General features: G+C 68.0%; 12 protein-coding genes. 6 read left to right on the forward strand and 6 right to left on the reverse strand.

Annotated elements, in window-relative coordinates; genetic code table 11:
* The first annotated feature begins 1 nt into the window (after position 1).
* The 5 genes from KHF85_RS08185 to KHF85_RS08205 all read left to right on the forward strand — a co-directional run bounded on the left by KHF85_RS08185 (position 2) and on the right by KHF85_RS08205 (position 3472).
* Positions 2-1264 carry a cytochrome b gene (locus KHF85_RS08185; RefSeq protein ID WP_053837154.1) on the forward strand — a complete coding sequence of 421 codons (1263 nt, stop codon included), beginning with the start codon at positions 2-4 and terminating at the stop codon, positions 1262-1264.
* Entirely contained in the window at positions 1257-1409 is a 153-nt protein-coding gene (locus KHF85_RS08190; RefSeq protein WP_284569192.1) for a hypothetical protein, read from the forward strand. The genes KHF85_RS08185 and KHF85_RS08190 overlap by 8 nt, the downstream gene beginning before the upstream one ends.
* Positions 1406-2152: a cytochrome c1 gene (locus tag KHF85_RS08195; protein WP_284569193.1), complete on the forward strand. Its 747-nt coding sequence runs from the start codon at positions 1406-1408 to the stop codon at positions 2150-2152. The genes KHF85_RS08190 and KHF85_RS08195 overlap by 4 nt, the downstream gene beginning before the upstream one ends.
* Positions 2153-2322: 170 nt before the next feature.
* The gene (locus tag KHF85_RS08200; RefSeq protein WP_009598113.1) at positions 2323-2958 is read left to right on the forward strand and encodes a glutathione S-transferase N-terminal domain-containing protein; all 636 of its coding nucleotides are present in this window, start codon (positions 2323-2325) and stop codon (positions 2956-2958) included.
* 79 nt (positions 2959-3037) lie between these two features.
* Positions 3038-3472 (forward strand): ClpXP protease specificity-enhancing factor, encoded by a 435-nt coding sequence (locus KHF85_RS08205; protein ID WP_284569194.1) that lies wholly within the window; start codon positions 3038-3040, stop codon positions 3470-3472.
* Between the two features lie 293 nt (positions 3473-3765).
* Here the strand turns inward: KHF85_RS08205 and KHF85_RS08210 are convergent, their stop codons facing one another.
* A complete protein-coding gene (locus KHF85_RS08210; RefSeq protein WP_284569195.1) occupies positions 3766-4668 on the reverse strand; it encodes an IS110 family RNA-guided transposase in 903 nt (300 codons plus the stop codon).
* Positions 4669-4738: 70 nt separating this feature from the next.
* On the opposite strand from KHF85_RS08210, the gene KHF85_RS08215 reads away from it, so the two are divergent.
* A protein-coding gene (locus KHF85_RS08215) for an IS3 family transposase (RefSeq protein ID WP_284566970.1) occupies positions 4739-5883 on the forward strand; the annotation gives its coding sequence in 2 pieces (ribosomal slippage) (positions 4739-4991 and positions 4991-5883; 1146 coding nt in all).
* Between the two features lie 1183 nt (positions 5884-7066).
* Here the strand turns inward: KHF85_RS08215 and metX are convergent.
* From metX to KHF85_RS08240, 5 genes are all read right to left on the reverse strand, one after another.
* Positions 7067-8179 carry a homoserine O-acetyltransferase MetX gene (gene metX / locus KHF85_RS08220; RefSeq protein WP_284569196.1) on the reverse strand — a complete coding sequence of 371 codons (1113 nt, stop codon included), beginning with the start codon at positions 8177-8179 and terminating at the stop codon, positions 7067-7069.
* A 155-nt stretch (positions 8180-8334) separates the two neighbouring features.
* A complete protein-coding gene (locus KHF85_RS08225) occupies positions 8335-9417 on the reverse strand; it encodes a tetratricopeptide repeat protein (protein ID WP_284569197.1) in 1083 nt (360 codons plus the stop codon).
* A 4-nt stretch (positions 9418-9421) separates the two neighbouring features.
* Positions 9422-9868: a cytochrome c-type biogenesis protein gene (locus KHF85_RS08230; RefSeq protein WP_284569198.1), complete on the reverse strand. Its 447-nt coding sequence runs from the start codon at positions 9866-9868 to the stop codon at positions 9422-9424.
* Positions 9865-10467, reverse strand: coding sequence for a DsbE family thiol:disulfide interchange protein (locus KHF85_RS08235; RefSeq protein ID WP_284569199.1), 603 nt, complete (start codon positions 10465-10467; stop codon positions 9865-9867). The genes KHF85_RS08230 and KHF85_RS08235 overlap by 4 nt, the downstream gene beginning before the upstream one ends.
* A complete protein-coding gene (locus tag KHF85_RS08240) occupies positions 10467-12401 on the reverse strand; it encodes a heme lyase CcmF/NrfE family subunit (RefSeq protein WP_284569200.1) in 1935 nt (644 codons plus the stop codon). Before KHF85_RS08240 ends, KHF85_RS08235 begins: the two co-directional genes overlap by 1 nt.
* Positions 12402-12462: the final 61 nt, after the last annotated feature.

Raw genomic sequence — 12462 nt, forward strand, 5'->3', positions numbered from 1 at the left:
CATGGCCGACAATCTCCTCACCCGCACCGCGGGCAACGTGTTCGACTGGGTCAACGAACGCGCGCCGGGACTGATGCCGTTCTACCGCAAGCACGTCGGCGAGTACTACGCGCCGAAGAACTTCAACCTCTGGTACTACTTCGGTTCGCTGGCGATGGTGGTGCTGGTCAACCAGATCGTCACCGGCATCTTCCTGACGATGCACTACAAGACCAGCGCGGCCGAGGCATTCAACTCGGTCGAGTACATCATGCGCGACGTCGAGTGGGGCTGGCTGATCCGCTACATGCACTCCACCGGCGCCTCGCTGTTCTTCATCGTGGTCTACCTGCACATGTTCCGCGGCCTGCTCTACGGCAGCTACAAGAAGCCGCGCGAGCTGGTGTGGATCCTCGGCATGCTGATCTACCTGGTGCTGATGGCCGAAGCGTTCATGGGCTACGTGCTGCCGTGGGGGCAGATGTCGTTCTGGGGCGCCAAGGTGATCATCTCGCTGTTCGGCGCGATCCCGGTGATCGGCAACGGCCTGACCGAGTGGATCATGGGCGACTACCTGCCGTCCGACGCCACCCTCAACCGCTTCTTCGCGCTGCACGTGATCGCGCTGCCGCTGGTGCTGTTGCTGCTGGTGGTGCTGCACCTGGGCGCGCTGCACGAGGTCGGCTCCAACAACCCCGACGGCGTGGACATCAAGAAGGGCCCCAAGGGCAACCGCTGGGATCCGAACAAGCCGGCCGACGGCATTCCGTTCCACCCGTACTACACGGTCAAGGATCTGGTCGGGGTCGGCTTCCTGCTGCTGATCGGCGCCTTCATCATCTTCTTCGTGCCGGCCTTCGGCGGCCTGTTCCTGGAGCACGACAACTTCACCGAGGCCAACCGCCTGGTCACGCCCGAGCACATCAAGCCGGTGTGGTACTACACGCCGTACTACGCGATGTTGCGGGTGGTGCCGAACAAGCTCGGCGGCGTGCTGGTGATGTTCTCGGCGATCGCGATCCTGTTCCTGGTGCCATGGCTGGACCGCGCCAAGGTCAAATCGATCCGCTATCGCGGCTGGCTCTCCAGGGTGATGCTGGGCGTGCTGGCGGTGTGCTTCGTGTGGCTCGGGGTGATCGGCTCCGGTCCCGGCACCGATGCCAGCGAGACCATCATCGGGCGCGTGCTGACCGTGCTGTACTTCGGATTCTTCCTGACCATGCCGGTCTGGACCACGTTGGACCGGACCAAGCCGGTGCCGGAGCGGGTGACCACCCATGACTAAGCCCGTGATTGCCGTGCTGGCCTGCTTCGCGAGCGTCTCGTTGGTGTCCGCCATGCGCTACCTGCTGCCGTTGCGGCAGATCGTGTTCCGGGGCCGGCAGGCGCTCGGCTCCTGGTTCGTTGCGATGGCGGAGGGATCCCTATGAGCAAGCGCCTGCTGTCCGTGCTGGCCTGCTTCGCCTCCGCGCTGCTGTTGTCCGCCTCGGCGCTGGCCGCCGAGGGCGGCGCCACCCAGCAGGCCGGCAACGACCTCGGCGACCGCGCCTCGCTGCAGCGCGGCGCCAAGCTGTTCATGAATTACTGCTCCGGCTGCCATTCGCTGAAATACTTGCGTTATTCGCGCATGGCCGAGGATCTGGGCCTGAGCGAGGACGAGGTGATGGCCAACCTCAATTTCACCGGCGCCAAGGTCGGCGAGCACATCGAGGCGGCGATGCCGCACGATGCGGCGGCCAAGTGGTTCGGCAAGGCCCCGCCGGACCTGAGCCTGATCGCGCGCGTGCGCGGCACCGACTGGGTCTATACCTACCTCAAGTCGTTCTATCTGGACCAGTCGCGCCCGTTGGGCTGGAACAACAAGCTGTTCGCCAATGCCTCCATGCCCAATCCGCTGTGGGAACTGCAGGGCCTGCAGCAGCCGATCTACGGCAAGGCCGAGCAGCCCGGCGTGGACAAGCCGGTGGAGCGGCTGCAACTGGCCTCGCCGGGCAGGCAGACGCCGGCCCAGTTCGACCAGACGGTCCGCGACATCAGCAATTTCCTCGAGTATGCCGGCGAACCGGCGGCGCTGAAGCGGCAGAGCCTGGGCGTGTGGGTGGTGCTGTTCCTGGCGCTGCTGACCTTCCTCGCCTATCTGCTGAAGAAGGAATACTGGAAGGACGTGCATTGAGCGTCGGCCGCGGTGCCGGCGCGTTCTCTGCATCGTTGCTGACCCGATCCCATGTTCATCCTATTGGCTTTTGCGAGCGAGGGTTGCACACTCGGGGACCGTGACGACCGTCAGCAAGGTGCTGGCGGCGTCGATGCGGCCGGCGGATTCCGGTCGTCGGAGAGCCTTGAATGGCGGCGAGTGTGCGTATGCGAAATACCTTGACGTTGTTTTCTTCCACGGATGATGTGCTGTGCCACCGCGTCCGTCTGGTGCTCGCCGCAAAGGGCGTGACCTACGATTTCGTGGCGGTGGATCCGCAGAATCCTCCGGAAGACCTGATCGATCTCAATCCCTACCATTCGGTGCCGACGCTGGTTGAGCGCGAGCTGGTGCTGTACGCCGCCTCCGTGGTCAGCGAATACCTGGACGAGCGCTATCCGCATCCGCCGCTGATGCCGGTCGATCCGTTGTCGCGCGCGCGGCTGCGCCTGGCCATGTTGCGCATCGAGCACGACTGGGTGCCGCAGGTGCAGGCGATCCAGCTCGGCAACAAGGCCCAGGCCGAGGCCGGGCGCAAGCGGCTCAAGGAGCTGCTGACCGCGTCGGTGCCGCTGTTCAAGGCCAGCAAGTTCTTCCTCAACCCGGAAATGAGCCTGGCCGATTGCGCGATGGCGCCGATCATCTGGCGCCTGCAGGCGCTGGACATTCCGCTGCCCAAGGACGGCAAGGCGATCGAGGACTATGGCAACCGCATCTTCCGCAATCCCGGTTTCATCCGCAGCCTGACGGATCAGGAAAAGAAGCTGCGCGACCTGCCGGCCTGATGCTCCGGCCGCGCGTGGCGCATCCGATATTTCCCGAGTTGCCCCGGCGCCTTCGCGTGCCGGCGCGTAGAATTGGCGCATGACCGACGATATTTCCCGCATGACCAGCCATCGCCCGTACCTGTTGCGGGCGCTGGTGGAGTGGATCAACGACAACGGCATGACCCCGCACATCCTGGTGGATGCGGGCCTGCCCAACGTGCAGGTGCCGCCGAGCGCGGTCAAGGACGGCCGGGTGGTGCTCAACATCGCCGAACGCGCGGTGGTGCGGCTGCAGATCGACAACGACGGGGTCAGCTTCACCGCGCGCTTCGGCGGCGTCAGCTATCCGGTGCAGGTGTCGATGGCCGCGGTGCTGGCGGTGTATGCGCGCGAGACCGGGCAGGGCATGGCGCTGCCGGACGACATCCACGGCGCCGGCGAGCCGCCGGGCGACGACACCCCGCCGCCGCGGCCCAGCGGTTCCGACGATGGCGCCGGCGGCAAGCGTCCGCATCTGCGCGTGGTGAAGTAACGGCGACCTCGGGTCCGCGCCGCCGCGATGGTCCGTCCGCTGTTGGTGTCGATGCCCCGCCGATCGCGCCCAGCGCCAGACGCTGCGCAGCATTCGCCACGGTTCCCGCCCGCCAACGCCAGGGTGGATCGCGCCCCTGTAGGAGCGCCTTCAGGCGCGGCGAGCGAAGCCGCGAGCCATCCATCCGCGACCACATCTCGGGGCCGAACTACCTGTCGGGGCTGAAGCCCCTCCTACATGAGGCGGCAGATTCCCGCGCTCGCACGACGCTCCCTGTAGGAGCAACTGTCTTCTCATCCGATAACCTCACGCCATGGTGTGCGATCTCGTGCCATGGCGTTGAGTCGGATAAGCAGCACGCGCATGCATGCGGTGATGGCGACCTTGGCGGGCTTGCCGCGTGCCCGTAACTGTTGATAACGCTCCTTGAAGGAGGCTTGAGTGCGCACAACGCTCCAACAGGCCATGTACAGCACTCGTCGGATCGTGGCACGCCCGCCGCGGATGCGGCGTTTGCCGCAGTGCTGCCCGCTGTCCACGTTGTAGGGAGCCAGGCCGACCAGGGCCGCGATCTGGCGACGATCCAGCGTCCCCAGTTCGGGCAGATAGGCCATCAGGCTGGCGGTGGTGACCTCGCCGATGCCCGGGACCGTGCCCAGGGCGTGCGCCAGCGCATCGTCGAGCTGGCACCGCACCTGCTTGATCGCCTGGTTCATCCGCTGGATACGGCGGCGCACGTCGCCGATCTGCTCGATCAGGCACGCGCGCACCATGGCCAGGGTCGCCTGATGCAAGCGACGGCGCTCGTCGTCACGTTGCTGGACCAGTTGCTCGCGGCGCTGGACCAGCATGCGCAGTTGCTCACGCAAGGGATCGGGAGCCGGCGCGGGCGCTTGCACCAGGTGAGCCATGCGCGCCAGCAAGGCCGCATCCAGCGGATCGGTCTTGGCGGTTGTGCCCAAGGCCGTGGCGAAAGCGCGTGCCCGGCGCGGATTGATCCGGGTCACCGGGATCCCTGCCGTGGCCAGTGCCGTCATCACCGCCCGTTCGTAGCCGCCGGTGGCCTCCAGCAGCGCGTTGCCGACGCAGTGCCCGGCAAGGTGGTCGCACAGGCGCTGGTGGCCCTGGGCGGTATTGGGAAAGGACAGCAACTGGTCCAGGGGAAGCACGTGGACGGCCAAGGTGTCCTTGGCCACATTGTCCTGGTCTAATTCTCGTGGACACCTCGATAGGGGATGATCATCCCCAGCGAGGACTTTGAACGACATGACGCCCCGTATCCGTAGAAATTTCGATACCGCCTTCAAGCTGCAGGTGGTGCAAATGATCCGCGACCAAGGCCTGAGCGTGGGTCAGGTGTGCCGCGACCTGGACTTGGTCGATAGCGCCGTGCGTCGCTGGCTGGCCCAATACGAGGCCGAGCATGCCGGCCAGCCTGGGCAAGGTCGGCCCCTGACCCCCGAGCAGCAACGCATCCGTGAGTTGGAACGGGAGAACCAGCGACTGCGTGAGGACAACAGCTTGTTAAAAAAAGCATCGGCCTTCTTCGCCCGGGAACTGAAATGATCCAGCAGATGATCGATCAGTGGCAGGAGAAGGCCGCAACCGCCCGGCTGTGCCAGCTGCTGGGCGTGAGCCGCTCGGGGCTGTATGCGGCCCGTCGGCGGCGCTCAGCACCGAGGGCGTGCACGCTCGCTGCGCCATTGCAGACGGCGTTCCAGGCCAGCGGCGGCAACTATGGCAGCCGCCGGCTGAGCGCGAGCCTGAAGGCCCAGGGTCTGCCCGCCAGTCGCCATCGAGTCCGCCGCCTGATGAAGCAGCAGGGACTGAAGGCGCGCTGGAGGCGCAAGTTCGTCCATACCACCGACAGCCGACACGAGATGCCGGTGGCGGACAACCATCTGGATCGGCGCTTCAACCCGGACGCCCTCGACCAGGCCTGGGTGGCCGATATCACCTACATCCGCACCGAGCGCGGCTGGCTGTACCTGGCCGCGGTGCTGGACCTGTACTCGCGCAAGGTGGTGGGCTGGGCAATGGCACCGACCATGCCGGCCGAGCTGGTCTGTACCGCCTTGCAGATGGCCATTGCCCTGCGCCAGCCCAAGCCGGGGCTGATCGTGCATAGCGACCGCGGCAGCCAGTACGCCAGCCAGGCCCACCGCGACCTGCTGACCAAGCACAAGCTGGTGGCCAGCATGAGCCGCAAGGGCAACTGCTGGGACAACGCGGTAATGGAGCGGTTCTTCCTGAGCCTGAAAATGGAGCGCGTCTGGCAGCGTCGCTACACCAACCCCAACGAGGCCATCGCCGATATCACCCACTACATCGTCGGCTTCTACAACACCCACCGCCTGCACTCCACCCTCGGCTATCGATCTCCAGCCGACTACGAGAAAGCCACTACCTGAAACCCCCTATCCACGTGTCCACCAAAACTTGACCACAACACATCGATACCGATCCAAAGAGGCATAAGCGTTAGGTAGACTGGGGGACAGGAGAGAGCCACCTCGTCGCTGCCCACGCTTGTGAAGTTCGAGCGAACGCTCGTTCAACTGTTCGGGCTAGGCAACGAGGTCGATGTGCGGCCGCCCTGGCTCCTACACGTGCTTGAACACTACGGCCTGTCGGCGTGCCGCACATCGCTCTCCACTCAAACTGTAGAGCAATCTCCAGACACAAGCGGCTTCAGCCGCGACGAACGAAGCCGCAAGACATCCGTCCGCGACCACATTTCGGGGCCGAACTACCTGTCGGGGCTGAAGCCCCTCCTACATGAGGCGGCAGATTCCCGCGCTCGCACGACGCTCCCTGTAGGAGCGGCTTCAGCCGCGACGAACGAAGCCGCGAGCCATCCATCCGCGACCACATCTCGGGGCCGAACTACCTGTCGGGGCTGAAGCCCCTCCTAGATGAGGCGGCAGATTCCCGCGCTCGCACGACGTTCCCTGTAGGAGCGGCTTCAGCCGCGACGAACGAAGTCGCGAGCCATCCATCCGCGACCACATCTCGGGGCCGAACTACCTGTCGGGGCTGAAGCCCCTCCTACATGAGGCGGCAGATTCCCGCGCTCGCACGACGCTCCCTGTAGGAGCGGCTTCAGCCGCGACGAACGAAGTCGCGAGCCATCCATCCGCGACCACATCTCGGGGCCGAACTACCCGTCGGGGCTGAAGCCCCTCCTACATGAGGCGGCAGATTCCCGGGCTCGCACGACGCTCCCTGTAGGAGCGGCTTCAGCCGCGACGAACGAAGCCGCGAGCCATCCATCCGCGACCACATCTCGGGGCCGAACTACCCGTCGGGGCTGAAGCCCCTCCTACATGAGGCGGCAGATTCCCGCGCTCGCACGACGCTCCCTGTAGGAGCGGCGTCAGCCGCGACGAACGAAGCCGCGAGCCATCCATCCGCGACCACATCTCGGGGCCGAACTACCTGTCGGGGCTGAAGCCCCTCCTACATGAGGCGTCAGATTCCCGCGCTCGCAAGACGCTCTCCGTGGGAGCGACTTCAGCCGCGACGAACGGAGCGGTAAACCCCTCATCCGCGCCCGACAACGAAGCGCGATGCCAGCCGCTGCTGGAGGATCGGCTACAGCGCATCCAAAAACCCCTTCACCGCCGGACCGAAACGCGCGAAATCGACCAGGAACGCGTCGTGTCCCTGCGGCGAGTCCAGGCCCAGGAACTGCGCCTCGGCGCCGCCGGCGCGCAGGCCGTCGGCGATCTGTTGTTGCTGCTGCACCGGGAACAGGATGTCGGTGTTGGCGCCGATCGCCAGCGCGCGCTCGATGCGGAGCGTCGCCAGCCCGGCGAGCACGTCGCCATCGGCGTATTCGGCGAGGTCGAACCAGTCCATCGAACGGCTCAGGTACAGGTAACAGTTCGGATCGAAGCGGCGCACGAAGCGCCGCGCATGGCCTTCCAGATAGCTTTCGACCTGAAATTCCAGGCCGAACGGATCCTCGTCGGCCTGGTCCGAATCCAGCCGCACGCGGCCGAAGCGGCCATCCCATTCCAGCGCCGAACGGTAGGTGATGACGCCCAGCTTGCGCGCCATGCGCATGCCCGACTCCGGATACGTGGCTTCATCGTAGTCGCCGCCGTTCCAGTTCGGATCCAGGCGGATCGCCTCGCGCTGCAGCGAGCGGATCGCGATCGAGAACGGCAACGCCTGCGCGCTGCCGGAGATGTTGATATGGCTGCGCGCCAGCCCCGGATGCCGGCGCAGCAGCGCCAGCGCGGTCATGCCGCCCATCGAGTTGCCGATCAGGCATGCCAGCCGCTCGATGTCCAGCGCGCGCACCACGTGCGCGGCAGCGTCGGCCACGTCTTCGATCGACAGTTCCGGGAAGCGCAGGCGATAGGGTTGCGCGTCGTCCGGATGCGGCGAGGCCGGGCCGGTCGAACCCTTGCAACTGCCCAGCGAATTCACGCAGATCACGAACCAGCGCTGCGTGTCGATCGGCTTGCCGGCGCCGAGCATCGCCTCCCACCAGCCGGGGGTGGGATCATCGGCGTGCGCGGCGGCGTGCGCGTCCGGCGACAGGCCGGTAACGATCAGGAGCGCATTGCTGCGGTCCGCCGCCAGCGTGCCCCAGGTCTCGTAGGCGACGCGCGCATCGCGCAGCTGGCCGCCGCGCTTCATCGGGAACGGCGAGGGCAGGGCGAGGAAGCGGCTGCCGGGAGGGATGAATTCGGTCATGCGCCGATTCTAGCCGTGCCGCGGCGGACGCGGCGTGGGTGTGGCGTCACGTGCGCCTTTGTAGGAGCGGCTTCAGCCGCGACATCGCCGCTGGGACCATGTCGGCTCCGGAGAGTGCCTGTCGCGGCTGAAGCCGCTCCTACAGGGAAGCCGAGCTATGGCTTGCCGATCACCAACTCCACCGGCGTCTTCGCCGGCAGCGTCACTGTCACCGGTGCCGATTCCAGGTCGCCCTCCTGGCGCATCGCGTTGCCGCTGTTCGAGAGCCGCGCCAGCACCTGCACTTGCTTGAGCTGCGACAGCTGCTGCGTCGGCATCGGGCTGTCGCTGTCGCTCAGGGTCACGCGCAGCGGCAGCGACTGCAGCGGGTGCTTCTGCACCGCGACCGGCATCGGCGGGCCGCCAGGCACGCGCGCGATCACGAACACGCTGGCGTCGCCGCGCAGGCGCACCCGTGCGGCGAATTGCGGGTCCAGCGACACTGCGACGGTCAGCATGCCGGCGGCGGATGCAGGCGCTGCTGCGGCGTTCGACGCTGCGGTCGCGCTTGCCGGTGCCGTTGCCGCAGCGCCTGGCGCAGCAGCAGCCGGCAGTGCCGGCAACCCGGCATCGGCGCGCGCCGCGTCGATCTGCGGGCGCAGCGCGGCGGCGGTGGCGGCATCCACGCGCGGCAGCAGCGCTTCCCAGGTCGCGGCGGCCTCGGCAGGCTGGCCGCGTTGGCGCTGCGCAATGCCCAGGAACCAGGCGGCGCGCTCGTTGTTCGGTTCGACCTGCAAGGCATGCCGCAGCCAGGCGACGCCTTGCGCATCGAACTGGCGCTGCGGCGCCGCCAGCGCGCGCGCTTCGGCCGCCTGCACCAGCCATTGCGCTTCGTCCGGCGCCAGCTGCACGGCGCGGGCGAACGCGGCGGCGGCTTCGTTGGGGCGGCCCAGCGACATCTGCGAGCGCGCCAGCAGCGCCCAGCCTTCGGCGCGGTTGGGATCCTTGGCCAGCGCCGCCTGCAACTGCGCCACGCCGTCTTCGAGATTGCGCGGCGCTTCGCGGTTCTGCGCCTGCAGCGCGCGCGGCGTGCCGACCAGCGCGTACAGCGCGGCGGCGGCCACGCCCAGCGCCAGCACCGCGACGCCGAGCAGCGCCATGTCGCCGCGGCCGCGGCCGCGCCGCAACGGCCACAGCACCGCGCCGAACACCAACGCGGCCAGCACCGCCGCGGCGGCATGCATGCCCCAGCTCAGCATCGGCTCACCATTCCTGTTCCTCCTGCGCTGGCGGCGCCGCGCCGGCCGGCGCGCGGCGGCGCACCACCCAGACCACCAGCAGCGCACCGGCGCCGAGCAGCGCCAGCGGCCCGAACCACAGCAGCCAGGTGCGCGCTTCCAGCTGCGGCCGGTACAGCACGAACTCGCCGTAGCGATCGACCAGGAAGCGCTTGATCTCCGCGTCCGAACGCCCCTGCTGCATCAGTTGCAGCACTTCGCGGCGCAGGTCCAGCGCGATCTGCGCATGCGAGTCGGCCAGCGACTGGTTCTGGCACTGCACGCAGCGCAGTTCGGCGGTCAGCGCGTGGAAGCGCGCTTCCTCGGCCGCCGAGCGGTAGGCCAGCGGAGTCGGATCGGCCACCGGCTGCGCGCCGGCGTGCCCGGCGCACGCCAGCAGCACCAGCAGCAGCGCGAGCCAACGGCGCGTCACGGCGTGGCCCGGCCCTGCCTGGCGGTCGGCGTGTCGCGTTCGGCCTGCAGCAGCGCCGGCAGCAGTTCGTCGCGCACGATCCGGTCGGTCAAGGCGCCGGAATGCTTCCAGCGCACCACGCCGCGCGCATCGACCAGGAAGGTCTCCGGCGCCGCGGCCACGCCCCAGTCGATCGCGGTACGCCCGTCCGGATCGAACAGCACCACGAAGAACGGATTGCCCAACTGCTCCAGCCAGTGCAATGCATCCTGCCGGGTGTCCTTCCAGTCGTAGCCGATCACCCGCACGCGCTTGGTCAGCGCGAAGCGGGTCAGCACCGGGTGTTCCTCGCGGCAGGTGGCGCACCAGCTGCCCCACACGTTGAGCACGTACGGCGCGCCGCGCAGTTCGGCGCTGCGCACGCGGATCGACGCATCGTGCAGTACCGGCAACTCGAATGCCGGCGCCGGCTTGCCGATCAGCGCCGACGGCAGCGCATCGCGATCGGCCACGCCGGAACGTTGCACCGCATAGACCATCAGCGCCAGCAGGCCGAGGAAGAACAGGGCGCCGAGCACGATGGCGGCGAGCGGCAGACGACGTGGAGCAGGAGCGGACATCAGGATTTCTCCGGGGAACGACGGAAGCGCCGGTCGCCGGCGGTGACGAAGCCGCCCAGCGCCATCAGCGCCGCGCCGAGCCAGATCCAGCGAACGAACGGTTTGACATGCAGGCGCATCGCCCAGGCGTTGCCGCCCAGCGGTTCGCCCAGGGCGATATAGACGTCGCCGAACAGGCCGGGATGGATGCCGGCCTCGCTCAGGCTCTGCCCGCCGCTGGCGTAGACGCGCTTTTCCGGATGCAGCAGCGCCAGCGGGCGGTCGTCGCGCAGCACCTGCACGTGCGCGCGTTCGGACAGGTAGTTGGGGCCGCGGAGCTGGTCCAGGCTCTGGAACTCGAAGCGGTAGCGGCCCATCTGCAGGCTCTGCCCCGGCGCCAGCGCCACTTCGCGTTGCTGGTCCAGCGCTTCGACCAGCAGCGCACCGGTCAGGAACACGGCGATGCCGGCATGCGCCAGGGTCATGCCCAGCATCTCGGCGGTGAAGCGGCTGCCCTTGAGCTGGAAGCGGCTCCACACGAAGCGCGCGGTGCCCAGCAGCACCCAGGCCGCGCCGGCCACGCCGGCGGCGGTCTTCCACGGTCCCTGCGGCGCCAGGAAGAAACCGAGCACGCCGGCCAGCAGCGCCAGCCCGGCCCACGGCGCCAGCAGCGCCAGCGGCCGCGACGGTTGTTCGCGCTGCCAGCGGGTCAGCGGCCCGAACGGCAGCAGCGCCACCAGCGGCGCCATCAGCACCACGAACAAGGTGCCAAAGTAGGGCGGGCCGACCGACAGTTTGCCCAGCCCCAGCGCGTCGGCCAGCAGCGGATACAGCGTGCCCAGCAGCACCATCGCGCAGGCGCAGGTCAGCAGCAGGTTGTTGGCTAGCAGCAGGGTCTCGCGCGAGGACGCGGCGAAGCGCTGGCGTTCGTCGCCGGCGCTGGCGCCGACGCGTCCGCCGCGCAGCGCGTACAGCAGCAGCGCGCCGCCGCACACCAGGCTCAGGAACACCAGGATGAACAGGCCGCGGCTAGGGTCGGCGGCGAAGGAGTGCACGCTGGTCAGCACCCCCGAACGCACCAGGAAGGTACCAAGCAGCGACAGCGAGAACGCGGCGATCGCCAGCAGCAGCGTCCATGCGGTGAAGCTGCCGCGCTTTTCGGTCACCGCCTGCGAATGCAGCAGCGCCGTGCCGGCCAGCCACGGCATGAAGCTGGCATTCTCCACCGGGTCCCAGAACCACCAGCCGCCCCAGCCCAGTTCGTAGTACGCCCACCAACTGCCCAAGGCGATGCCGATGGTCAGAAAGCCCCAGGCCACGTTGGTCCACGGCCGCGTCCAGCGCAGCCAGCGCGCATCGATATGGCCGTCGAGCAGCGCGGCGATCGCGAACGCGAACGGCACCGCGAAGCCGACGTAGCCGGCGTACAGCAGCGGCGGATGGATCACCAGCCCCGGATCCTGCAGCAGCGGATTGAGATCGCGGCCTTCCAGCGGCGCCGGCAGCAGCCGCGCGAACGGGTTGGAAGTGAACAGCAGGAACGCCAAAAAGCCCAGACTGACCAGCGCCAGCGTGCCGATCACCCGCGCCACCACCGGCGCCGGCAGGCTGCGCGAGCATAGCGCCACCGCGCCGGTCCACAGCGCCAGGATCAGCGTCCACAGCAGCAGCGAGCCTTCGTGCGCGCCCCACACCGCCGAATAGCGGTACACCAGCGGCAGCAGCGAATTGGAATTCTCGGCCACGTAGGCCACCGAGAAATCCTGCACCAGGAACGCATGGGTCAGCACCGCGAAGGCGCCGGCGACCAGCGCCAGCTGCGCGAACGCGGCCGGTCGCGCCACCGCCATCCAGCGCGCGTCGCCGCGCTGCGCACCGGCCAGCGGCAGCGCCGCCTGCAGCAGCGCGGCGAGCAGGGCCAGGATGAGCAGGATTTGGCCGAGTTCAGGGAGCATCGCGGGGCCGGGACTCGGGACTCGGGACTCGGGACCCGGAAAAGCGGGACCGCGCGCGGCC

Origin of the sequence: Xanthomonas graminis pv. graminis (assembly GCF_030168915.1) — a bacterium.
GTDB classification, from domain to species: domain Bacteria; phylum Pseudomonadota; class Gammaproteobacteria; order Xanthomonadales; family Xanthomonadaceae; genus Xanthomonas_A; species Xanthomonas_A translucens.